Here is a 23,100-nt window from a genome sequence, read left to right as displayed (position 1 = left end):
GTTGAAGGATTCGCCTCCCTTTCTCCTCAGGAATCTCTTCAAAGTATAGCGGCTACCACGCTTCTTCTTCAACTATCATTGCTTTCCTCAACATATATTCAAATGTAATGTCTGCAAGCTCAAAGGTTTCCAGTTCAGTTGGTATGTACCCTCTTTTGACCAGCTCCATATAGAAGAATTCTGCAATTTCCTCTGTATCGATCACCAAATCCGCTTCTTTCATTGCTTTCCGCCTCCTTTTTTATGATGTATGAACCTCGCCTGTTTTTTATTACAGTTTGTCATAATGGCTCATTCCATACATATAAATGCAGTAAACAAAAAGAAAAGGGGCATGCTCGCAAATGAAATGGTTAAGCATGTTAGATGGAGACGCATTTGATCAAGTGATGGGCCGTATCTTGAGGGGATGGTTTTATGTGATTGCTTTTTTCTGTGTACCTTACTTTTTATTCGTGTTAGGACAAGTCTTTCTTTAACCAAAATGCTCTGTTAAACTTTCCAAAATAAAATCCATCATATCCTTGTATTCTGGATCTTTAAAAAATTCATAGAGAATTTTATAATCATTATAAATATCCAGAAGCTCATCCACTATAGATACAGCAAGGAACTCTAGTGATGCTTCGCTTTCTTGTTTCTCTTCTAAATGTAAAAGAGCTGTCTGAACCATATCGTCTTCTTTTTCTTTGGCGGTTTCTCCTACGTAATGTACAAAAAGAAGCTGATGAACAAATTGGTCCATTTCGTATTTCCTTAGCACAAGAGTTAAATCTTCTTCCTCTGTCTCCAGCCATTCTCCGTCTTTTAGCCTCGTTAATTCGTAAATCACATCTTCCCAGCCATCATCAAGGTAACGCCAAATTTCAGTGCGGTGGCCAATGATTTTAAAGAGTTCTTTTCCGTAATCTTTCACGTATACAACATCGCCAATGAGGAACTCATATTCAATGTCCAGCTTCTCAGTATCCACAATCACCCCATCATATTCATCGTAAAGCTGAAGTGATGTTTCAAAATAAAGCACCTCATTATGATTGACCTCATACAAATAATGCTGGTCAATTTGATGGACTTTTGTAATCGTTCCAACTGTGCCATACATGACAACGACGACAATATCCCCTATTTTATATTTTGGTGCTTTCGCCTTCATTTTGTCTCCTCCTTGCCCGACTTTTGGTCTTAACGTATCGTATGCCGGCGCAAGGAATTCTGCATGGGCAACCATACCATACTAAACGCCATTTTATTTCTTCATAAAAAAACCGCTTCCCCATTTACGGAACAAGCGGTGAAAAATTTATTTTTTTTTGACTTCCACTTCGTATTGCTCAAAGGCTTCGTCGAATGTAGTCATTGAGGTTAAATAATCTCCATTTAATTCTAAATATGCACATAACTCATGATAATCTGTCGAAGTTTTAGGAAAACTGTGATCTTCATAAGCTGCATTAGCAAAATGACTGGTATCATCCTGCGGTTTTGGATGCCTGAACTTCATTAAATAATGGTAAAACGACTTCACCTGTTTATTCCCTCCGCGACACTCTATTTTGATGTTATATTATACAGGATTTTGATGACTTGTATAGGCGGAGGTATAAATTATGAAGAAAAATCAAAGTAGTTTCGTTTTAATAAACGCTTCATGCTCATTAATTCTTCATATGAGATTTTTTCTGGAAGTTTTGTTTGGTCCACCAATATTAACTGATCTTCTATCTCCTTCACCGTTTCATCCTTCTGATACGTCATCCCGCAATGTTCGCACGAAAACGAGGGTGTTTTTATAATTTCGATTGATTGTGTCCCAGTGATCAGCTCCCAATAAACTGTTGTTTGTTCTTTCTTAGCTTTCTTTTCCAAACACCAATCACATGTGAACAAGGTCAATTCTCCTCCTTGACAATTTGATCTTTCTTGAGTTGTGCTTGATATTTCTTCTCTTTTAGTTCATCCCGTTTTTCTCGTTTGTTTTTGAGCGTATCATGCGCCGGATTTGTCTCGTACGACTCTCTTCGTTTCATCCGTCTTAGATTTTCTGGTGTAAAGGACGTTGCTTCATCTTGGAATATTGCCGTCATCCCAACAGCTGGTTCCTTTATCTCTTCATAAATTTCGTGAAAATAAGCATCTGCTTGCCCTGCCACATATTGTTCTGGTTCAGGATAGGATGTAATGACGCCTTCAAAGTTACGAAGGACCACTTTATCAGGACTTTGAGAGAGTAAATAATTTGGCTGCAAAGCGATCTTTCCTCCACCTCCTGGCGCATCTACGACAAAGGTAGGCACTGCATAACCGCTCGTATGTCCTCTTAACCCTTCTATGATTTCAAGCCCTTTTGAGACAGGTGTTCTAAAGTGACCAATCCCCTCAGATAAATCACATTGGTAAATATAATAAGGTCTGACACGAATCTTCACAAGATCATGCATCAGTTTCTTCATAATTGGCACACTGTCGTTAATACCGGCAAGGATGACGGCCTGATTGCCTACCGGAACGCCAGCATTGACGAGACGCTCACAAGCTTCTTTTGATTCTTTGGTGATTTCGATACTTGTATTAAAATGAGTATTGAGCCAAACTGGATGATATTTCTTCAAAATCTCACATAATTCATCTGTGATTCTTTGCGGAAAGACAACTGGTGCACGGGTCCCAATCCGAATGATCTCGACATGCGGGATCTCTCGTAAATTTTTCAAAATGTATTCTAAGACTTGATCATTGATTAAAAGTCCGTCACCGCCTGAGATGAGCACATCACGAACCTCAGGTGTTTCTCTAATGTAGCCAATCGCCGCATCTAACTGTTTTTTAGGAACCCCCATTCCGATCTGACCAGAAAAACGTCTTCTCGTACAATATCGGCAATACATAGAGCATTGATTTGTGACAAGAAACAGTACTCGATCTGGATATCGATGCGTTAATCCTGGAACAGGTGAATCCTCATCTTCATGAAGCGGGTCTTCTAGGTCGTATTTTGTTTTGTGGAGCTCTTCTGCAATCGGAACAGATTGCATACGTATTGGACACCTTGGATCGTCTGGATTCATCAGTGAGGCATAATAGGGTGTGATGTTAAGCGGAATGGTTTTGGTTGAGATCTTCACCCCTTCTTTTTCTTCTTCTGTTAAATTGACAACTTTTTCTAAATCATCAAGCGTTTTGACCGTATGCGTCAGTTGCCAAATCCAGTCGTTCCATTTTTCCTCAGGTACATCCTTCCAAAGCTCAATGTCCTTCCAATGGCGCATTGGTTCATACAGTTTCTGATTCATATCCATTCCCCCTATCAGCATTCACTTTATACTACGCAAGTTATGTGCCAACATGGGAAAATACCCCTATTGTTTACAAAAGGTGCATTTTGCCTGCTTTCTCACTCTGTAAGATGCCTATTTTTCGGCATCTGCATATTTTTAAGTTTATACTGCAAGGTTTGTCGAGGAATGTTTAAGGCAGTGGCGGTTTGCTTAATATTGCCGCCATGCTTTGCTAAAGCCTCCTGAATCAATGTCTGTTCATACCATGCGACTTGGCTTTTTAACGAAGAAAGCTGTTGACATTGTTCCATTTTCTGCTGGCGTAAGTGAGAAGGAAGATACACAGGGGTCATCTCTTTTGCTTCGTTTGGCATCATGAGAACGGCATGCTCAATCGTATGCTTTAATTCTCTCACATTCCCAGGCCAATGATGGGCCATAAACAGTTGTTTTGTTTCGTCAGAAAGGCAGGTGACCTGTTTGGAAAACTGATGGTGATAAGTTTCAATAAAATGGCGGGATAGTAACTCTATATCTTGTTTTCTCTCTCTAAGTGGCGGGATATGAAAAGATGAAACATGCAGTCTATAGAATAAATCTTCTCTTAGGAGTTGCTTTTTCATAGCTTCAAACGGATTTACATTCAAAGCAGTAATGACTCTGACATCTACCTTTACTGCTTCCGCATCACCAATACGGCGAACAACTCCATCCTCTAAAACACGCAATAATTTCGCCTGAAGTGTTAGCGGCATCGCTTGCAGTTCGTCAAGAAAAAGGGTGCCACCATCAGCTAATTCAAAGAGACCTTTGCGATCAACTGCCCCTGTATAGCTTCCTTTGACAGACCCGAACAACAGGCTCTCAAGTAACGATTCCGGAAATGCTGCACAGTTTTGCGGGATAAACACTTGATCTTTACGGTCAGATTCATTGACTATCGCCTGAACCAGCACTTCTTTTCCTGTACCTGTTTCCCCGTACACGACAACAGACGATGAATAGATAGCTGCTTTTTTTGCTTCTTTGAGCATTTGCTTTAATGCTGGGTCATTTGTTAAAAAAGAAGAAAAATCGTGCATTCGATCTATCTCAGTCATCCTTCGTTTCTTTTGGTCGAAACGACTGGAGAGTGCCGACAGCTTGGATACATCTTTTGCCACTTCTACTGCTCCTATTAACTTTGTGTCTTCTATGATTGGCAATGTCGTGTTGACGGTTTCAATTTTTTCACCATTTTTATTCAAATACGTTTGTAAAGAATGATAAACCGGCTTCCCAGTCCTTAGCACATGCATAAACGTACTTGTTTTTTCAGTTAATGATGGATACACATCAAGAATGTATTTGCCGATTACCTCTTCCTTGTCTAAACAGTCAAACTTAGCTGCATTATGGTTGTAGAAAATCGTCACTCCGTGATCATCAACGACGTGAATCGCTTCATCGATGGCTTCTAAAATCAATTCAAACCAATCCGCTCTTTTGACATCTCTCCCCATCTCTCCCCCTCACTTTCATTGCCCAAAAATCAGCATCTATTGCCCAATTTTTTGCTGCTTGATCATGCTTATGCGGTTCATCTATGCTTTTCACGTTTCGCTTCTTCCTTTGAATCTCCTGCTTTTTTTCAAATCTTGATCTAAAAAAGCACCCCCCTCTTATAAGGAGTGCTTCCGCCCTGACAATTGATAAAGAGACATATTAAATTCGTGAAGCGATTCCATATATAACGGGACAATTGGTTTCCCTTCTTGGAATAAAGCAAATTGAGCAGGGTATAGCTTAATCGGCTGATGATAAAATGCAAATAATTTGACTACCTCTAGGACAATACGGCAAAAGGTATGATGCACAAATAAATAGATATCCTGTTTCCACTTAAAAAGACGGCGATTTGGTGGGCTGAATTCTGGGGATGCTTGAATGATTTTGCCATCATCAAACGCCTGCAATAGATCATCGGATATGCGATAAATTTCCTTTTGATGAAATTGAAAATATTGAACATCTCGTTTTGAATAAAATCGTCTTTTTTTCTGATCTTCAATATAATAAAATGTTCTTCCATTATCTGCAGTGACTACTGTATAATTTGGCACTGGTAGCGCGCCTTTTACCTCATATTTCATCACACATAACAAAGGAACACGAATCGCACGCCCATGCTTTTCATTGATCCATCGCCGATCAATCGAATGAAGCTTCCCACGAGCCAGTTGAAAATAAGCACCATCTTTTTCAATCACGGTCCCATCAATTACATCATACGGCATACTTGAAAACATGTGATGAAAGGAGCGAGGTGTTTTGTACGTTGTATCGAGAACATCTTTTAATGGATAAAATGCAACAAACTGATTTAACCGCATCCAAAAAACAGCATCTGCATGATGCCAATGCTTCGGCTCATCATCCCAATATTGCCCGAATTTCTCATATACGAAAGGAAGCAAACGCCTTCTGTGCATGACCGAACAGTGATCAACTTGAAATGACGCATGCTCTAGAATTTGTTCCGCTTCACGGACAAAAGTCATAGTTTCCACTAGATGCTTATCAACATGGACCACACGCTGTGAGGAATAGACGATATCTATATGAGGCTTTGAACGAAAAACATCCACCATTTTCTGCAAACGATCTTTGTGATATAGTGTGTCATCGGTTAAATAACAAATAAGCTCACCTGTTATACGTGTTAAAGCTTCATTAATAAGCGTCGCATAACGTACGGTGACAAGTCGCTTTGCAGGTGGAACGCTGTGAAGATACAGTTGAATGCGTTCATCGGCTAAAAATGGTTCGATCTTTTTCATTGTTTCTGGCTCGGAACCATCATCCATAATCAAAAGCTCCCACTGTTGATACGTTTGTTCCATCATACTTTTCAGCACACGATCAATGAAATCAGGTTTATTGTAGCTTGTTAAAATCACCGATACCTTCATAATCATTTCCCTTTAAATTAGATTAAAAAGCACCCCAGCTGACAATGTTCGCAAAAGGAACGCTCACTCTTTGCTGATTTGTTGCATTCTTAAAAACAGCCACTGTATCAAACAATTGCACAACTATCACATTTTGAAGCACATCTCCATTTACTAAATGTACACGCGGCAGCGGAATACCAAGCTCCAACCAAGGACGCAGCAATTCTTTGATCTCCGATGTGCTTTCTTCTCCATTTTCTTCTAAAAGACATAGAAGAAGCAAAATGAATAAAACTTCAAACACTCCTTCAGCTTCTAGTAATTCTTCGTTCCAGTTATTTAATAATTGTTCAAATTCCATTCAAAATCCCTCTCTCTTCTCATTTAATCTTTACTAGAGTATGAGGATTACATCATTTAGTCTCAGCATTTGAAAACATTTTTGAAAATGTGTGAAATGATTAAATAAAAAACAAGGAATAAGCATTCTGCTTATACCAAAAAAAAGTGAACAGCATATACATAGTGGTGTGTTTGAATTGATGAAAGAAGGAGGGGGAGGAATGAGCATGAATCGTGCCGAGTTAAAAAAAGAACTATTAAAAATAATCTTCAAACCACTTGGTCATGCTTTAACAGTCAATCTCGAAGAAGGAGGAGTAATTGTGGAAAATAAATTAAACGATTTATTAAGCGAAGTAGCATCTGAAGCATTATTTTCAAATGATGCTTCAACACGCGATGTCTCTCGACCAGCAAGATGGATTTTCGCAAGACTTGCACCAGGCACAGTCATTAGTATTGTGACAGACTCTGGAGACTTAATTGGACCAGTTCAATTTGTATCATTCAATGCTTCAGTTGGGATCGTTTTTGTCACACAGGAAAGTTCTGTTACGCCTACAGGCTCTGCAACAACTCTTATAGATGTTGATAAAGTTGAAAGTGTAACATTCACATCTTAACGTGAGAGGGCTATTATGAAGCTTCTATATATCAGTTCTGGCTATGGCGGGATTTATCAAACATTTGATCGTTGGATAGAAGAAAGCTTCATTGATTCACCTTTTTCATTTTTACAGATTGAAAGAGAATCTCTACTGGCGCAAATTCACAAAGTCCGGACATTTTCTCCGGATTTTGTTTTCATGATGATCGGTGATTATGTTCCAAAAGAAGCGCTCCATCAATTCAAACAAGAAAAGATACCTGTCGTACTGTGGATGACAGAAGACCCTTTTTATACAGATGTGTCAGCCATATGTGCACATGATGCACAAATGATTTTAACGATTGACGAAGGCGCATTACCTTTTTACAAACAAATAGGTGCTAAATCTACGCATTACTTTCCCATTCCGACAAATACACGAGTATTTCAGAAGAAAGTGGCGCAAGCTGAGACGTTTACCTATGACATTGCACTCGTTGGTTATCCTTATCCAAATCGCATAAAGGCAGTAGATGCGTTGTTAAGTCAACGCAAATGGCGTATTCTAGTTGCAGGAAATAAATGGCACATCCATTTAAATAAATCACGGAGAATATATCGTGACCTGACACTTGAGACCAATTGGTTGAGTCCTCATCAAATGGCCGAACTTTATCATAGGTCAGCCATTGTTCTTAATCCGCACAGACCCGCTCAATTTGCCTATAACCGAAACAAAGCAATGATTCAAAACAAGAGTCTGAACAACAGAGCTTTTGATATTGCTGCTAGTGGAAGTTTTCAGTTGACAGATTTAGAGCCCCCAGATGCTTTTTCAAGCTTCGTATTTTACAAACAAGAAGATGACTTGATCGAACAAGTCGAATATTATGTATCAAATGATGAGATAAGAAGGTCTATATCCTCGAAAAATTATGAGCAAGTGGTCAGTTGGAATACATTTGATACACTACCTTACAGATTATATGAAATGGTAAAAAGCGCCCTATGATCAGGCGCTTTTCTTGTACATTTGGATTTTAAACCATATCTTCTAAATTGCGTCTTGCCAATAACACTTTTTCCGCTTGATTCAAGTCTGTCTCATTATTTACGACTAACGAATTTGTTTGATCCATCATATATGCTCCAACAAATCCTTCTAACAAGGAGTGAACACATTCCTTTGCATAATGAGCATGAAAAGCATACACAGCACCATTTAAGCGACCATACGTGTAAGGATGCTCATGATTTGGAAGGAAAAAGTAATGATTGTCCTTATACAAAGTCGCTTCATTGTTGTCATGCAGTATCCATGTTTCATTCGGATTTTCTAGCGCCTCTGTAAAAGATGCCGTACAATCATACCCTCCCTCTACAAGAAGCTTCAAGCATCTCTCAATATCTGATGGCTGCCTGAGAGGAGTCTTTGGGTGTAGATACAATACAATGTCAAATGTCTTCCCCTCTCTTTCTAAGTAAGCAAGTGCATGCTTGACTGCCAGTAACGAAGGTGTTTGTTCAGTCAAATGCGAATCTGGCAGTTCTATAACGTTTGCTCCATAGTAGGACGAAATGATTTGAATATTCATATCCTCTGAGGAAACGATGATCTCATCTAACTCGACCATTTGGAGTAATGGCTGAATCGTCCAATAGATGAGCGGCCGACGCACCAATAAACGGATATGTTCATAATGTTGATCTTGCTTCTCTCTAAAAGCTGGTATCAAGGCTAAAATACGCTTTCCCCTATACATGTATTCTCTTCTCCCCTCGCTCATAACTCAATGTTTCACAAAAAAACTCCCTCAACTTTTTCAATTGTCACCGAGCTGATAAAGCTTTGCTGACTCCCGTTCTTTCTACTTTTTCTTCTGTCTCTCCATATTCTATTAAGAATACAAACGGAAAGTTATAATCTGTTTACCTAATTTATGTATAAAGTGGTTCTTTTCCTCAAACGTCAGACATTGTTTCACATATGATGCAAAGTAGAGAAATGAGAGTTGGGGGATTAGATATGTCCAAACAGATAAAAACGAGTATGAAGACCTTTTTTCGTGACAAAACCATTTTAGTCACAGGAGGCACGGGATCAATCGGCCGGCAAATCGTCAAAAAACTAACGACATGTTCTCCAAAAAAAATGATTGTATTCAGCAAAGATGACAGCAAACAGTACATGATGAAAAATGAATATGCAGAGCATCCAGAGGTCGTATTTGCTCTTGGGGATATTCGAGATGCCAGCCGCGTCAGACAGCTAGTGAAAGGTGTTGACATCATCTTTCATGCAGCCGCCTTAAAACAAGTCCCAACATGTGAAGATAACCCGTTTGAAGCGGTCCAAACCAATATTATCGGTGGGCAGCATGTCATAGAAGCAGCGATTGAACATGAAGTAAGTCATGTTGTCAACATTTCAACAGACAAAGCAGTGGCTCCAACTAATGCAATGGGTGCAACAAAATTGATTTCAGAGAAACTTTTTTTCCAAGCAAACGAAAGTATTCCAAATCAAAAAACAAAGTTTTGCTCCGTGCGCTTTGGCAACGTACTTGGATCAAGAGGTTCTGTCATTCCCATCATGCTCGAGCAACTGTTAAAAGGAAAACCTCTAACCGTGACAGATCCAGTCATGACACGTTTTTTCATGTCGATTGAAGAAGCTGTCTCTCTCACGATCGAAGCAGCGATGATGATGAAAGGCGGAGAAACATTTATTCTCAAAATGGAGTCATTACAGCTTGCAGATTTATTGAAAGCTTTTCACAAGTATGCTGAACAAATCAAGGTCGCAGTCCCAGACATTCTTGTCGTCGGGAAAAGGCCAGGAGAAAAACTTCACGAGGAGCTAACATTTCCACACGAGGCAGAGACACTATACGAATATGAACAGTTTTATGCCATATTACCAAAACCAGACTTGCATCCAACTTTCCAAAAAGTGGAACTGACCAATTACACGTCAAAAGAAGCGCCACTCATCACAAAAGCAAAGCTATTTCATATTATTGAGCAATTACATCACACCCATCATAAAAAATAAAAAATCGTCACACGAAAGCATCTGCTTTCCATGTGACGATTCTTTGTTTATAGATCATTCAAACATATGTTTCAAATGGCCATAGCCCTCTTTTTCAAGATCTTCCTTTCGTATAAATCTAAGAGCGGCAGAATTAATACAGTACCGAAGACCGTTTGGTCCTGGGCCATCAGGGAATACATGACCAAGATGAGAATCAGCCGTTTTACTACGAACCTCCGTCCGAACCATGCCATGACTCGTATCTACTTTCTCTTCTATTTCTTGCTCTTCAATCGGCTTAGTAAAACTTGGCCAACCACAATGTGCATCAAACTTATCTAAAGAAGAAAATAACGGCTTTCCTGAAATGATATCTACATAAATGCCTTCTTCTTTGTGATCCCAATATTCATTTTGAAACGGCGGTTCTGTGCCATTATTTTGTGTCACCTCGTATTGCATACGATTTAATTCTTGGATACGCTGCTTTTTTTCATTTTCCATTATTTATCACTCCAATGTGATTGAATAAAACCTGCTCTTCCTGAACCGACATGATATCGTTCGTAGTGAAGTTTGTTCTTTTTATAATAATGCTGATGATATTCCTCAGCAGGATAAAAAGGTCCAGCGTCTAAAATTTCTGTCACGATTGGTTTTTGAAAAATTCCGCTTTGACTCAGCTTTTCTTTAGACTTCTCTGCAAGCTCTCGTTGTTTCTCATTATGAACATAAATCGCTGTACGGTAAGATTCCCCTCTATCACCGAATTGACCTCCATCATCCGTTGGATCAATTTGCTGCCAATACAGTTCTAATAGCTTCTCATATGGAAAAACTCCAGGGTCAAATGTAATTTGAACCGCTTCTCTATGACCAGTTGTATTTGTACATACTTCCTCGTAGGTCGGATTCACTGTATGTCCGCCAGTATACCCTGATTCCACTTTGATAATGCCTGGCTGCTCATCAAAAGGCTTCACCATACACCAGAAACAGCCTCCGGCAAATGTGGCTAATTCTTGTTTTTCAGACATATTAGTGCCCCCTTCATTTAAAAAATGGTATCATCATATTATAACATGATAAAAAATAATGAAAATGATACGACTTGTTTGACTAAAATCAGAAGAACACAGTTAAAGTTCGTATCTTACTATATAATGGGGGTTTAATGAGTTGGAACAAAGAAAACAAATGATGTATGAAATGGATAATTTACTGAGAACCGTATTTAAGCAGATTCGTTATGAAATTAACAGCCTGCTCGAAAACGAATTATCTCGGAATGAATTTCTCATATTAAATCTTCTTCGTGAACAAGGTGCGAAAAAAGTGACGGAATTCGCTTCGATTCTTGGGGTGTCAGCAAGCCATATTACAGCAGTGACCGACACACTTGTTGAAAAAGGCTGGATCACGCGAATTCGTTCTAAAGAGGATCGCCGCATCATCAAAATCCATTTAACTGATAAGGGAAAGGAAATTACTGAGCATTTTGAGAAAAAGAAAACTGAATACTTTATGGAGCGCTTTGAATCATTTGATGATGAAGAACTCAAAACAATGATCAAATTATTCAAAAAGCTTGATAAAAGTCAAAAGGATAAAGCATAAATTCTAGTGCTTAGGACAAGCTAGGGGAAAAAAAGAGGTGTTTAAGACATGACAAGCCCATACCTTTGTCCAAACTGTAAAACAAACAGAACGCGCTTTAATCTCATTCAACAGCTTTCGGAACCTGTGAAGCTTGATCCTGCAACTGGAGCAGTAGTAGAAACGTATGAAAATGATCAGCTCTCCCCTTTTCATATGAGCTATCAAGGTCCTCACATGAAAGTACAATGTGGTGTGTGCGGTTTAATCGAGGATGAAAAAACGTTCATTAAGCTTGCTGAATATCATCAATATTCCTCTCCTTCTTAACATGCTGGTCTGACGGAAAACGTCAGGCTTTTTGTTTGTTTTTATTGCCTATACAGATCGTCCTTTTGATGCATATGCTACAAAAACACGTTTGAGAAAGAAGGGGATTTGATATGCAGCAGCTCTTTTATACGAACGATTTTCAGTACAATCAATCTTCCTCGATTCCTGGTGAGAAGACCAAGCTGCATGAGACTTCTCAGAAAGCCATCATCCGAATTTTTCACGCTGCACCTGATCTAAGTGAGCTCGCTGTATATGTTAACGCTCAGCCTGTAGCTAAAAAAATCCTTTATGGGAAGCTGACAACTTATATGGAGTGGGAAGAAGGACTATATGAAATAGAAGTTTTCCATCTTGTCACCAAAAAAAGAATTCTTTTTTCTCGCATGGCTTTAATGGGAAGCGAGGTTTACACATTATGTATAACAGGGGTTCATACAGGTCTTGCACTACTGACAGAGTCCAAAAGCAGTCTCATCAAACAGAATGAACTGGCAGCACTAACATTTGTCCAGCTTTCTCCAGACCTCCCTTACATTGATATATATGAGCGAGATCAAGGCTTATTATCAAAGGATCTTGGTTATGTGATCAGCAGTCAAGTTCATCATTTCTCACCGAATAAATATCATTTTGAACTAAAAGCATCCGGTACAAACAGTGTGTTGCTTGATATCCCTAAAGTCCATCTTCAAAAAAACCGGGCATACCTCATTTTTCTTCACGGCTTTGCTAATGGAGACCCAGAGCTAATGGCGAAGGTTGTCTTAGCTGGTCAAACGTAAAAAGAGCCTTTTCCTATTGGAAAAAGCTCTTTTTATGATGCGTCTTCTGCTTTTTCATGTTTCTGAAAATCAAAAGCAAGGATCATGAAACCTAAAAATAGTGCACAATAGGCAATATTTAAGTAGAACTGATCGATATTTCCCGCTTTTAATTCAATGGCAGCAGTGATGCCAAAGTATGCAGCAAATAAAAGCGACAGCAAACTAAAATATTGATAGACTCGCTTCATGATTTCACCCCTATCTAGCACGTTCTATTGTTGTGGATGATAATATGAGAATTCAATTTTATCATTCTCAAGATCAATTTTGTTCGCTTTGACATACATATCATTTGTAAGAGGCATCTCTGAAAGGCGAACCTCAATGGTTTTTTGATCTGGTTTCACATGAACAAATTCAGGCAGTTCATAAAACTGACCCATATAACTTAAAACAAAACTGATCGGAATGCTCAAATGACCAATTGAAAAGTCATCCACTTTCAGTAAGACGTCTCCATTATCTTCAACAGTTGGTGTAAATGACACGTTAGCATTAATAGTTGAAGAGAAGGCTTTAATCGCTCCTGTCACTTTCACATCTTGATCAATCTCCACATGAAAGTCAGGGGTATCACTTGATCCTTGATTTTTCAAGTAATCATTGACAAAGCTGGTCAGTGACTCCTTTGAGCTGGAAATGTTAAAAGAATACTCACTTTTTGCTGCTTGCTTTGAAGCTGATTGATCACCCGGCAGCAACACTAGAATACCACAGGCGAGAACAATGATTAAATTGATTGTTAGTAAAATAAAAAATAAGCTTTTCCATTTTTTCATATTTTCACCCTATTCCTTCGGCAGTCCTTCTTTTTTCACTTCTGAGAATAAACGATTTGCCATAAGAGAATATCCCTTTTGGTTTGGGTGGAAATCATCATCTGCCAGTAATTTATCACCAGATTTCTCTTCAAATAGATCAGCTACATTGATCATATCTGCATTGCCGTCTTTTTTTAATTCTTTCTTTGCAACTGCATTCCAATCTTTAACGACTTCATCAATATCTCTTAGCTCAGACAGACTGAACTTAAAAGGATTATACATGCTTACGTACATGATCTTGGCATGATCATTATACTCTCTCAATTGAGCAAGAATCGTTTTAAACCGTTCTTCAAAAGGACCTTGCTCTTTTTGAAAAGGAGCAAAAGTCAAATTAAGCACATTTTGACGAACAACGTGCATTAAGTCATTGCCACCTATTGTGAAGAAAATATAATCGGCGTCTTTCAGCCCATCTTGAACCTTTTTTTCTTTTAATCTTTTTAATAAATCTACGGTTCTACTACCTTTAATGGCATAGTTTTTTAATGTAACAGACTGCACGCCATCCACAGCTTCCATCTTATCTGCCGTGATGCCTGCATATCCTTTTTTATTCTGATCTCCAATCCCTTCTGTTAAGGAATCTCCGACCGCTGCAATAGTAATATGTTCTTTTACTTTTGGTGTGTCTTCTAGTTTATCCTTTATGCCAGCCTCTTTGGCAGAGCATGCAGAAAGAACAAAAGCTAGAGACATCACAATGAAAATCAAACGAGCCTTCAAACGATGATGTCCCTCCTTTTTCTGATTAAAAAAGTGTATCATGTTTTCGCTCATTTGAACATCAATATGCTAGCTGCGGCTTAATGTTTTTATGTCCTTGATGATCTCATCATAAGGGGGATTTTGCACACCATCATAATTTTTCATGACCTTGCCTTCTTGATTCACGAGGAAAAACAAAGATTGATGAATGACTTGGTCTTCATCTTCTGGTTTCTTCACGATGGTTTTAAAACTTTTCATGGCGAATTTTTCGATAGCTGACTGAGAATATCCGGTAAGGAAATCCCAATTTTCAAAGGTTAATGGATATGCTTTAGCAAATGTCTTTAACTTCTTCGGTGAGTCAACCTCAGGATCTACACTGAAAGATATGATATGTGCATCCAAACTTTCTGCTTTCAATCGCTTTTGCAGTTCTGTCATATGAGCGGTCATCGGCGGGCAGATGGTTTTACAGCTTGTGAAAATAAAATCTGCAACCCATACTTTTCCCTTTAAATCAGCGAGTGAAACCTTTTGACCATCCTGGTTTTGGTACTCAAACGGCTCTATTTGGTAATTTAACGCATCTTTGATTTGTCCATTCGAACATGAGACTAAAAGAAGCACGCTTATCATCATCAGCGTACTAAGGAAAGCCCTCCTTTTCCAATACATGACATGCACATCCCCTTTTTCAATCAATCGGTATAAAAAGTAAAGCCTATTGCTCCCTTCCCTGTATGGCAGGAAATAATTGGTGTTGTGTAGGCAATATCAATGAGTACATCAGGTGTATGATCAAGAATTGCTGTTTTGAGCTTTTCAGCTAGTTCTAATGCATCAGCATGAGCGATTCCAACTGCCTGAACAGTCTTTCCTTTCACTGCTTGGATATACTGTTTGGTTAAATAGCGGACGAGCGCTGAATAACTTCTGACATTCGCTTCAGGAGTGTACACCCCATCTGTCAGGCTTGCGATTGGTTTAATATGAAGAAGTGAACCAATAAGCGCCTTCCCCCTCCCAATTCTTCCTCCCTTTACTAGATTTTCTAATGTATCAATTGTGACATAAAGCTTTGTTTCATGACGAATTCTTTCTACTTCTCTTAGGATGTCCTCTCGGCTTGCCCCTCTTTTTGCAAGTTCCGCTGCCTTGGTCACTTGAAACCCTAGTCCCTGTGAAATAAAAGCAGAATCAATGACAGTGATGTTTCCATCCACCATTCTAGAAGCGCTTTCAGCAGTTTGAACGGTTCCACTCATCCCACCAGTCAAATGAATACTAATCACTTCGCTGCCATCTGCCGTCAGTTGTTCATATAATTCGACAAATTGACCGATTGCAGGTTGAGATGTTTTAGGTAATTCGTCAGCCGCCTCCATTTTTTTCAAAAATTCATCAGGCTGTAAATTCACTCTGTCGATATAATCTACTCCTGAAATTGATATATTAAGCGGAATCACGTGAATAGAAAGCTCATTTATTTTCTCTTTCTGAAGGTCCGCAGTTGAGTCTGTTACAATTTTTATTTGTTTCACTATCGTCTCATCCTTGTTGTCTTAGTCTTTACCTTTGATAATACCTTATTTCATGTATTCTTGAAAACAACTCTCAGAACGTTTTTGAAATTGTCACATTTTCCGCTCTTCATATAAAAAATCCTTGCCAAAATGTATAGCAGTCCTTTTACAAAGACTGTTAACTCTTTTTGACAAAGATTCCATCTTACGCATTGTGTTTTAATGTAGGCTGCTGGTAAATCTGTTCATAAGTGCTCCACTTGACGTTACGTTTCAAATCCTCTCTGAAAGAGTACACATTCGTCTTTCCTTTAGATATATAGATTTTTTTCAAGAAAGATTCAAGCCGAAAGGTGAGCATGAAACAATATGTCTCATCTCCCCTAAGAACAGGTACTTCTATTACCTTGATTTGAGCACCATCCATCCGTCTAAAACATATTGTTTTAAGCAGCACAAACGATCAATCCTCTTTTCCAATATATCTTTTAAGCCTAAATCAATAGGTGGAATAAATCTTGATCTTTATTTACTTCAACATAGTGGAAACCCTTTTTGTTCATTCTTTCAATCAGCGCCGCATAGTCATCTCTTTCTTTTAATTCGATGCCAACAAGCGCAGGACCTTTGCTTCGATTATTCTTTTTTGTATATTCAAAGCGTGAAATATCGTCATTTGGCCCTAACACTTCATCTAAAAATTCCCTGAGAGCTCCTGCTCTTTGCGGGAAATTGACAATGAAATAATGTTGAAGACCTTCATAAATCATTGAACGTTCTTTTATTTCTTGCATTCTGCCAATGTCATTATTTCCCCCACTGACAATACAGATAACATTTTTGCCTTTAATGTCCTCACGATGCGCATCTAAAGCCGCTATCGGCAGGGCTCCTGCTGGCTCAGCTACAATTGCACATTGATTATACAGCTCTAAAATGGTTGTACAAACTTTCCCTTCTGGTACAAGACTAATTTTATCTACAACGGACTCAAGTGTCGTAAACGTCTTCTCGCCAATCCGCTGAACCGCTGCTCCATCAACAAACTTATCAATTGAATCAAGTGTCACAACCTTACCCTTTTCATGGGAAGCATTGAGTGAAGCAGCACCAAGAGGTTCGACAGCGATGATCTCGGTTTCTGGTGCAATATTTTTGATATATGTACCGACACCTGATAAAAGACCTCCGCCCCCGACACTTGCAAATAAAAAGTGAGGCTCTACTTCAATATCATTTAATATTTCTACAGCCGTCGTTCCTTGTCCTGCCATGACGTCTAGATCATCAAAAGGATGAATAAATTCACGCTCCTCTTCATCCCCGCATTTCACTGCTTTATGATACGAATCATCAAAGGTATCTCCGGTTAAAATAATCTCAACATATTCTTTTCCGAAAAGCTCTACTTGAGATACTTTTTGTCTTGGTGTGGTGGCTGGCATGAAGATTTTCCCATGAATGCCTAAATACTTACAAGAATACGCAACTCCTTGTGCGTGGTTTCCCGCACTCGCACAAACAATGCCGTTTTCGAGTTTTTCTTTTGGGAGCTGGCTCATTTTATTAAAAGCGCCTCTTAATTTAAAGGAACGAACTACTTGAAGATCCTCTCTTTTTAAGTAGACATTACATTCATATCGTTCAGAAAGTCGCTCATTTTTTTGAAGCGGTGTATGAATGACGACATCCTTCAAATTTTGATGGGCTTTTAAAATGTCTTTCACTTGGATTAGTGTGTTTTCTTTGAGCAACGGTTTCATGTACAAGATCCTTTCTCTTTAACCTTATTTAATTTGTCATTATAACATGAATATTCAAAAAATAAACCGATAGATCACGGTTCTATCATCTATTTCATGAACTTTATCGTTTTTTTATGCAATCGTTCCATTTGGGTGTTATAATTATACCAATAAGAACCAAAAAGAAAGGAAACACCACATGGCAAATCGCCCGTTTACCCACATATATGGAGAACATCAAGATATAAAGCATGCAATCCATTTGGCAAAACAATTTACCAATAGCCGATTGCCCGTTTTGATTACAGGAGAAATCGGAACAGGAAAAACACTGTTTGCTCAAGAAATGGCGAAAGCCTCTCAAATTATACTTGAACACATTTATTGCCCAAACATCAATGAAGAAATTTTACAGAAAACATTACATGAAAAAGCGATCCAAGTCCTCTATTTAGATGAAATCAGCGCATTAAGTATCCCGATGCAACATCATGTCATTCGTTTTCTAGAGACTTCAAATGAAACAAAAATCATTGCTTCATCGTCTTTACCCTTAGAGGCACTTAGAGCCTCATCTACTTTTTTACCCAAACTGTTTTATCGACTCAATGTCCTTCACCTATCCATTCCATCTTTAGCAGATAGAAAAACCGATATTCCCGTTTTAACAACTGCTTTCTTCCAAGAGCTTGAATTACATCCTGACATTGATCCAAGTGTTTGGGATGCTTTTGAGCAATATCCATTCGAAGGCAATGTACAAGAACTTAAAAATATCATTCATTATACTGGAGCGATTCTCGAAGGAGATACTGTTTTCTTACATCACTTGCCTCCTTTTGTATTATTGCCTCATCACACCACTGTAAATAAGAAAACAGAAGAACATCAGCTAACACTTATGGAAAAACAAGAGTTTGTTTTTTTACTTGAAACCACTAGAGCGCTGAATGAAAAAGGGGAAGCAGCAAGTAGGCGAATTTTATCTGAATTAAGCAAGCAAGGTGATATCCCGCTGACTCCTCAGCAGGTCAGAAGCCGATTGGATGATCTTGAAAGAAAAACTTATGTGACAAAAGGGAAAGGCAGGGCTGGAACAAAAATCACACTTGAAGGTCTCTCATTCCTCAAGTCGCTCGATAGTTGTATACCGGTTTATTAAAGGAGGAAATTCATTGTTTACTGTAAAAGAAGAAATTGCAAACGCCATTACACATGGCATCGGGGTTATTTTATCTATCCCGGCCATATTCTTTCTCGTTTTATTCGCTGTTCAATACGGAACAGTCACGGATGTTATTAGCTTTTCAATTTTTGGGGGATCTATGCTTCTCCTTTATTTGAGCTCCACCCTTCTTCATAGCATTCAGCACAAAAAAACAAAAGATGTTTTTGAAATACTAGATCACTCTGCCATTTATGTATTGATTGCCGGTACATATACACCCTTTTTACTCGGTCCGTTAAAAGGTGCGCTTGGCTATACACTTCTTGTGATTGTGTGGGCTCTTGCTGCAGGTGGGATTGTCTTTAAGATCTTTTTTGTCAAACGTTTTATCATTGTGTCGACCATCGTTTATTTATTAATGGGCTGGATGATTATCATTGCTATCAAACCTCTCTATATTCAATTAACGGGAGCTGGGTTTGGTCTGTTACTGTTAGGCGGTATTTTATATTCTGTTGGCACCATCTTTTACGTTTGGCGTAAAATTCCGTATCATCATGCAATTTGGCATGGCTTTGTTCTTTGCGGAAGTGTCGCCATGTTTTTCTGTGTATTATTCTATTGTATCAACATCCCCGCTACTTAAAAATTAGCATCTATTGGGAACTTCCCCCATTTTTGATACAGGGGGTAAAACACCTTATGAAACAGCCAGTTGTCGGAACTCTTTCGATGACTGGTTTGTTTCATGTCAATTTTGATTACTATAGTCGGAATGACAGCTTATTTCATTCGAACGGCCTCTTTTTTACATTGATTGGTAGCTTATCTTCATAAAAAAACACCTCTAAATTGTTTTCAGGTATGCTATACCCGATTCTCAACTTAAAGGTGTTTTTTTGTGGGGTCAAACACGTTTTTTATGCTCGCTTTTGGATGTAATCACTGACCATAACAGGCGCTTTGATAAGAAGATCAACATTGACTGGACGCAGTCTTTTTATAATCTTACCCGTTAACAGACGTTCTGTGCCACTTGTTTCAATGGGGACAAGCGGACACGCTAGTTCCTCGGCAAGCGTAGCTGCAAAGGCTGAATATGTCTCTGAAAGCAATAGGCTTTGACCGGCCATGAGTCGTTCTTTTGCCTCTTCTAATATTTGCTCATCCGTCTGATGCTGATTGATAACCGCCATCTTCTGTAGCCATTGTTTTAAAATAGGATAACGAAAAAGATGCGGCTTAGCGAAAAAAGCGACCGGCTTCTCAAGATGTCCAATTAACAGTGTTGTCGTCACCAAATTAAGCTCACGATGCACATAAATGACTGGTCCGTCTGGCAACTTCTTTTGCTGGTGAATGGAAATGACTGATCCTGATTGATCGATACATCCCCGTGTGAATTTTTTGGCATGCTCATGAATGAGCTGCATTCGTTTCATATAGGAGATACGGGGATCTGTTAATTCATGATCGTACAAATACTTCATACTTTTCAAAAAGGATACAACAATATAAACCGTTAAAAACCAATAACGAAACAACCGTACTCCTCCTACTCATTTATCCTTCTTTTCTGTCATAAATGACAAATTCGTAATTGTAGGGGTTCTTTTCGTCACTGTGACCTTTTTCGCGTGACACAATCGTCCATTCGTCTTCATCGTAATGAGGGAAGTAGCGGTCACCTTCAAAAAAATGATGAATGTGCGTAATATAAAGACGATCCGCATATGGCATCATTTCTTCATATAGTTTTGACCCGCCAATGATAAATAATTCTTGTTCATTTTTCCCTATCGTTAAAATGTCCGCAATTGAATGGATAACTTCACATCCTTTGGCTTGAAAAGAAGGACTTTTGGTTAATACTATGTTTCGGCGGTTAGGCAGTGCTCGTCCAATGGATTCAAATGTTTTCCTGCCCATGACAATGGTATGCCCGTCTGTCACTTTTTTAAAATAGGCTAGATCAGCAGGTAAATGCCACGGCATTTGGTTATCTTGACCAATGACTCTATCTTTTCCTGTCGCCACAATCATGGAAATCATACACTGACTTCTCCTTTGATATGCGGATGTGGATCATAGTTCTCAAGCACAAAATCATCAAACGTAAAATCAAAAATGCTCTTTACATCCCTTGTGATGCGAAGCTTAGGAAGCGTGCGTTCCTTGCGCTCTAGCTGCATTTTCACCTGTGGAAGATGATTTTGATAAATATGAGCATCGCCAAGTGTATGGATGAACTCTCCCGGCTCAAGGTTGGTCACTTTGGCAATCATCATCGTTAGCAGTGCATATGAAGCGATATTAAATGGCACTCCTAAAAAGATGTCGGCCGATCTTTGATAAAGCTGACAAGATAATTTTCCGTCTGACACATAGAATTGAAACAGGCAATGACATGGTGGTAGAGCCATTTGATCAATTTCTCCCGGATTCCAAGCACTGACGATCAGTCTTCTTGAATTCGGGTTATGCTCAATATCATGGATAAGCTGACTGATCTGATCCACTGTCTTCCCGTCCGCACTGCGCCATGATCTCCACTGAGCACCATACACGCGCCCTAGTTCTCCATTTTCATCTGCCCATTCGTTCCAAATGCGAACGCCATTCTCTTGAAGATATTTGACATTTGTATCACCTTTTAAAAACCACAGCAACTCATGAATGATTGATTTCAGATGCAATTTCTTCGTTGTCAATAGAGGAAACCCTTCCTGTAAATCAAATCTCATTTGGTAACCGAACGTACTTATTGTACCTGTACCTGTTCTATCACCTTTTTTTTCCCCATGTTGTAATACATGACGACACAACTCTTTGTATTGTTTCATTTTTTTTCATCCTTTATTTATGTTCTTGTTGTAGTTTACCTTATTTCCGCTTTTCTTGAAACAAAAAAAACATGCCTGCTTCATGTGAAAAGCAGACATGTTTTTCGTTTACATTTGATTCACTCGATCCTGCTCTTCATCCTTAATATCTTGGTGAGAGTGAGCAATGCGGCTTGCTGCTGCTGCTGCAAGAGCAGCAACAAGGTCATCTAGGAAAGTATGCACTTCCCCAGGACGTCCTTCATCTAATTCTCGAATGATGCCGAATTTTTCTTTATCTAAATAGCCGAAGTTGGTCAAACCGATTGATCCATATACGTTCACAATGGAAAGTGGGATAATCTCGTCAATTCCATATAGCGGCTCATCTGTTTCAACTAAGTGCTGTAAAGGCTCTGGCAAAAGTTTTTTTTCTGCCAGTTGATCAAGAGCAAGCCCTGTCAAAACTGCGTGGACAATTTCTCGCTTGTTCAGCACTTTTTCAACATTTTCTATGCAGACACTAAGTGGAAGATTCGGATTATATTTTTCTTGAAGCTTTAGCACAATGTGTGCGATATCTTCAATCTTTACTCCTCGTTCGTTTAACATTTGTTTTGTAATGCGAACCATTTCGTTCATTGTATACTTTTTCAATTGGCATGACATCTCCTTCTAGTGGCTCATCCAGCTCGGCGGGGTGTTTTTGTCCCAGTAAATATTACCGAGTTCATGATGCGTCTGGAATCCATCTTCTGCTGTATGGTAATGAAAGTTAAACCAATATCCGCTATGAGGCGGCTGATCTCTTCTGACATGGAAGCGAAGCAAATCCTCTCCGGTCTTCTTGTTATAGATGTGAAAAATTTTTTCGCCTTTTCCGCTGGAAGGTTGATCTGTTAAAACAACATCTTGAAATTGTTCATCATCTTTGAAATTCGTTAAAAAGTCGGTTAACACTTGTTCAATCTTTGGTTGAATCTCTTCTCTATACTCGTCCTCAATGACAGGTGTAATTTTATGGCCGAATTTGAGAAAAGACTGGTTTTCTGCATTTGATAGAACCTCTTGCTTATATTGCTCAAAGGGATCTACCGGTTCAGTGTTGTCTTTTTGCTTCAGTTCCCAAGTACGTACCTCATCTGATTTTTCATAAACAGCCGTGTAGGGTGACTTTTCACCTGAAGAAAGTGCAGATGGCTTGTCTGTCATTAAAGCCGCTGGAGGAGAGACTAACCCAAATGTTGCAATCGTAAAGAGAGCAACAAGCGTTTTTCTCATCCACATTTTCATGATATCTAATTCCTTCCATAGGTTATCATACTGTTATTCTAGCATATATTAAATTTTCAGTCATTCAATTTGAGACTTT

Annotated in this window: 31 protein-coding genes and 1 pseudogene; 9 read left to right on the top strand and 23 right to left on the bottom strand. The window is 38.9% G+C overall.

What is annotated here, in order from left to right; genetic code table 11:
• Positions 1-52: 52 nt before the first annotated feature.
• Positions 53-223 carry a YozD family protein gene (locus ACIQCE_RS00225; RefSeq protein WP_099728725.1) on the bottom strand — a complete coding sequence of 57 codons (171 nt, stop codon included), beginning with the start codon at positions 221-223 and terminating at the stop codon, positions 53-55.
• 121 nt (positions 224-344) lie between these two features.
• Here ACIQCE_RS00225 and ACIQCE_RS00220 point away from each other — a divergent pair, with 121 nt between their 5' ends.
• Positions 345-479, top strand: coding sequence for a hypothetical protein (locus tag ACIQCE_RS00220; RefSeq protein ID WP_353855513.1), 135 nt, complete (start codon positions 345-347; stop codon positions 477-479).
• Here ACIQCE_RS00220 and ACIQCE_RS00215 read toward each other — a convergent pair.
• The 7 genes and pseudogenes from ACIQCE_RS00215 to cgeC all read right to left on the bottom strand — a co-directional run bounded on the left by ACIQCE_RS00215 (position 476) and on the right by cgeC (position 6,572).
• Positions 476-1,156 carry a hypothetical protein gene (locus ACIQCE_RS00215; protein ID WP_400493113.1) on the bottom strand — a complete coding sequence of 227 codons (681 nt, stop codon included), beginning with the start codon at positions 1,154-1,156 and terminating at the stop codon, positions 476-478. The genes ACIQCE_RS00220 and ACIQCE_RS00215 overlap by 4 nt on opposite strands.
• Before the next feature lie 147 nt (positions 1,157-1,303).
• Entirely contained in the window at positions 1,304-1,528 is a 225-nt protein-coding gene (locus ACIQCE_RS00210) for a YozE family protein (RefSeq protein WP_400493112.1), read from the bottom strand.
• 80 nt (positions 1,529-1,608) lie between these two features.
• Entirely contained in the window at positions 1,609-1,890 is a 282-nt protein-coding gene (locus tag ACIQCE_RS00205) for a YokU family protein (protein ID WP_353855510.1), read from the bottom strand.
• Positions 1,891-1,892: 2 nt separating this feature from the next.
• Complete coding sequence (gene kamA, locus ACIQCE_RS00200) at positions 1,893-3,293, bottom strand: lysine 2,3-aminomutase (RefSeq protein ID WP_400493111.1); 1,401 nt, start codon at positions 3,291-3,293, stop codon at positions 1,893-1,895.
• A gap of 117 nt (positions 3,294-3,410) precedes the next feature.
• A pseudogene (locus tag ACIQCE_RS00195) lies at positions 3,411-4,780 on the bottom strand (sigma-54 interaction domain-containing protein).
• Positions 4,781-4,939: 159 nt separating this feature from the next.
• On the bottom strand, positions 4,940-6,235 hold the full coding sequence (locus ACIQCE_RS00190; RefSeq protein WP_400493110.1) for a glycosyltransferase family A protein: 1,296 nt from the start codon (positions 6,233-6,235) through the stop codon (positions 4,940-4,942).
• Between the two features lie 16 nt (positions 6,236-6,251).
• Complete coding sequence (gene cgeC, locus ACIQCE_RS00185; protein ID WP_400493109.1) at positions 6,252-6,572, bottom strand: spore maturation protein CgeC; 321 nt, start codon at positions 6,570-6,572, stop codon at positions 6,252-6,254.
• Positions 6,573-6,774: 202 nt separating this feature from the next.
• Here cgeC and ACIQCE_RS00180 point away from each other — a divergent pair, with 202 nt between their 5' ends.
• Entirely contained in the window at positions 6,775-7,176 is a 402-nt protein-coding gene (locus ACIQCE_RS00180) for a hypothetical protein (protein ID WP_400493108.1), read from the top strand.
• 15 nt (positions 7,177-7,191) lie between these two features.
• Positions 7,192-8,154, top strand: coding sequence for a CgeB family protein (locus ACIQCE_RS00175; protein ID WP_400493107.1), 963 nt, complete (start codon positions 7,192-7,194; stop codon positions 8,152-8,154).
• Between the two features lie 28 nt (positions 8,155-8,182).
• On the opposite strand, the gene ACIQCE_RS00170 is transcribed toward ACIQCE_RS00175, so the two are convergent.
• On the bottom strand, positions 8,183-8,905 hold the full coding sequence (locus ACIQCE_RS00170) for an acylneuraminate cytidylyltransferase family protein (protein WP_400493106.1): 723 nt from the start codon (positions 8,903-8,905) through the stop codon (positions 8,183-8,185).
• A 263-nt stretch (positions 8,906-9,168) separates the two neighbouring features.
• On the opposite strand from ACIQCE_RS00170, the gene ACIQCE_RS00165 reads away from it, so the two are divergent.
• A complete protein-coding gene (locus ACIQCE_RS00165; RefSeq protein WP_400493105.1) occupies positions 9,169-10,197 on the top strand; it encodes an SDR family NAD(P)-dependent oxidoreductase in 1,029 nt (342 codons plus the stop codon).
• A gap of 54 nt (positions 10,198-10,251) precedes the next feature.
• On the opposite strand, the gene msrB is transcribed toward ACIQCE_RS00165, so the two are convergent.
• Positions 10,252-10,683 carry a peptide-methionine (R)-S-oxide reductase MsrB gene (gene msrB / locus ACIQCE_RS00160; RefSeq protein WP_400493104.1) on the bottom strand — a complete coding sequence of 144 codons (432 nt, stop codon included), beginning with the start codon at positions 10,681-10,683 and terminating at the stop codon, positions 10,252-10,254.
• Positions 10,683-11,216, bottom strand: a complete 534-nt coding sequence (gene msrA, locus ACIQCE_RS00155) for a peptide-methionine (S)-S-oxide reductase MsrA (RefSeq protein ID WP_353855500.1) — start codon at positions 11,214-11,216, stop codon at positions 10,683-10,685. The genes msrB and msrA overlap by 1 nt, the downstream gene beginning before the upstream one ends.
• A gap of 142 nt (positions 11,217-11,358) precedes the next feature.
• Here msrA and ACIQCE_RS00150 point away from each other — a divergent pair, with 142 nt between their 5' ends.
• The 3 genes from ACIQCE_RS00150 (at position 11,359) to ACIQCE_RS00140 (ending at position 12,893) form a co-directional block, all read left to right on the top strand.
• Positions 11,359-11,796, top strand: a complete 438-nt coding sequence (locus ACIQCE_RS00150) for a MarR family transcriptional regulator (protein ID WP_400493103.1) — start codon at positions 11,359-11,361, stop codon at positions 11,794-11,796.
• Positions 11,797-11,844: 48 nt separating this feature from the next.
• The gene (locus ACIQCE_RS00145) at positions 11,845-12,105 is read left to right on the top strand and encodes a DNA alkylation repair protein (protein WP_400493102.1); all 261 of its coding nucleotides are present in this window, start codon (positions 11,845-11,847) and stop codon (positions 12,103-12,105) included.
• A 113-nt stretch (positions 12,106-12,218) separates the two neighbouring features.
• Complete coding sequence (locus tag ACIQCE_RS00140; RefSeq protein ID WP_400493101.1) at positions 12,219-12,893, top strand: DUF4397 domain-containing protein; 675 nt, start codon at positions 12,219-12,221, stop codon at positions 12,891-12,893.
• Positions 12,894-12,925: 32 nt separating this feature from the next.
• Here the strand turns inward: ACIQCE_RS00140 and ypmT are convergent, their stop codons facing one another.
• The 7 genes from ypmT to ilvA form a co-directional block, all read right to left on the bottom strand.
• On the bottom strand, positions 12,926-13,123 hold the full coding sequence (gene ypmT, locus ACIQCE_RS00135) for a protein YpmT (protein WP_400493100.1): 198 nt from the start codon (positions 13,121-13,123) through the stop codon (positions 12,926-12,928).
• Between the two features lie 24 nt (positions 13,124-13,147).
• Entirely contained in the window at positions 13,148-13,714 is a 567-nt protein-coding gene (locus ACIQCE_RS00130; RefSeq protein WP_400493099.1) for a YpmS family protein, read from the bottom strand.
• 9 nt (positions 13,715-13,723) lie between these two features.
• Positions 13,724-14,485: an SGNH/GDSL hydrolase family protein gene (locus tag ACIQCE_RS00125; RefSeq protein ID WP_400493098.1), complete on the bottom strand. Its 762-nt coding sequence runs from the start codon at positions 14,483-14,485 to the stop codon at positions 13,724-13,726.
• 69 nt (positions 14,486-14,554) lie between these two features.
• Positions 14,555-15,109, bottom strand: coding sequence for an SCO family protein (locus tag ACIQCE_RS00120; RefSeq protein WP_400493809.1), 555 nt, complete (start codon positions 15,107-15,109; stop codon positions 14,555-14,557).
• Positions 15,110-15,168: 59 nt separating this feature from the next.
• A complete protein-coding gene (locus ACIQCE_RS00115) occupies positions 15,169-16,011 on the bottom strand; it encodes a DegV family protein (RefSeq protein WP_400493097.1) in 843 nt (280 codons plus the stop codon).
• Between the two features lie 187 nt (positions 16,012-16,198).
• Complete coding sequence (locus ACIQCE_RS00110) at positions 16,199-16,450, bottom strand: YpmP family protein (RefSeq protein ID WP_400493096.1); 252 nt, start codon at positions 16,448-16,450, stop codon at positions 16,199-16,201.
• A 37-nt stretch (positions 16,451-16,487) separates the two neighbouring features.
• Positions 16,488-17,756: a threonine ammonia-lyase IlvA gene (ilvA, locus tag ACIQCE_RS00105; RefSeq protein WP_400493095.1), complete on the bottom strand. Its 1,269-nt coding sequence runs from the start codon at positions 17,754-17,756 to the stop codon at positions 16,488-16,490.
• A gap of 181 nt (positions 17,757-17,937) precedes the next feature.
• On the opposite strand from ilvA, the gene ACIQCE_RS00100 reads away from it, so the two are divergent.
• Positions 17,938-18,900, top strand: coding sequence for a sigma 54-interacting transcriptional regulator (locus ACIQCE_RS00100; protein ID WP_400493094.1), 963 nt, complete (start codon positions 17,938-17,940; stop codon positions 18,898-18,900).
• A 13-nt stretch (positions 18,901-18,913) separates the two neighbouring features.
• On the top strand, positions 18,914-19,552 hold the full coding sequence (gene trhA, locus ACIQCE_RS00095; RefSeq protein ID WP_400493093.1) for a PAQR family membrane homeostasis protein TrhA: 639 nt from the start codon (positions 18,914-18,916) through the stop codon (positions 19,550-19,552).
• A gap of 274 nt (positions 19,553-19,826) precedes the next feature.
• Here the strand turns inward: trhA and ACIQCE_RS00090 are convergent, their stop codons facing one another.
• The 5 genes from ACIQCE_RS00090 to ACIQCE_RS00070 all read right to left on the bottom strand — a co-directional run bounded on the left by ACIQCE_RS00090 (position 19,827) and on the right by ACIQCE_RS00070 (position 23,021).
• Positions 19,827-20,450, bottom strand: a complete 624-nt coding sequence (locus tag ACIQCE_RS00090) for a lysophospholipid acyltransferase family protein (RefSeq protein WP_400493092.1) — start codon at positions 20,448-20,450, stop codon at positions 19,827-19,829.
• Between the two features lie 19 nt (positions 20,451-20,469).
• The gene (gene folA / locus ACIQCE_RS00085) at positions 20,470-20,958 is read right to left on the bottom strand and encodes a type 3 dihydrofolate reductase (RefSeq protein ID WP_353855486.1); all 489 of its coding nucleotides are present in this window, start codon (positions 20,956-20,958) and stop codon (positions 20,470-20,472) included.
• Complete coding sequence (locus ACIQCE_RS00080) at positions 20,955-21,749, bottom strand: thymidylate synthase (RefSeq protein WP_400493091.1); 795 nt, start codon at positions 21,747-21,749, stop codon at positions 20,955-20,957. Before ACIQCE_RS00080 ends, folA begins: the two co-directional genes overlap by 4 nt.
• A 108-nt stretch (positions 21,750-21,857) precedes the next feature.
• Positions 21,858-22,385 (bottom strand): phosphatidylglycerophosphatase A family protein, encoded by a 528-nt coding sequence (locus ACIQCE_RS00075; protein ID WP_400493090.1) that lies wholly within the window; start codon positions 22,383-22,385, stop codon positions 21,858-21,860.
• Between the two features lie 18 nt (positions 22,386-22,403).
• Positions 22,404-23,021 (bottom strand): YpjP family protein, encoded by a 618-nt coding sequence (locus ACIQCE_RS00070; RefSeq protein WP_400493089.1) that lies wholly within the window; start codon positions 23,019-23,021, stop codon positions 22,404-22,406.
• Between the last annotated feature and the right edge of the window lie 79 nt (positions 23,022-23,100).

It is taken from the genome of Bacillus sp. NPDC093026 (genome assembly GCF_044754665.1).
Lineage (GTDB): Bacteria > Bacillota > Bacilli > Bacillales > Bacillaceae > Bacillus > Bacillus maqinnsis.
The sequence above is the reverse complement of the archived record's forward strand: the minus strand, read 5'-3'. Positions and strand labels throughout refer to the sequence as shown.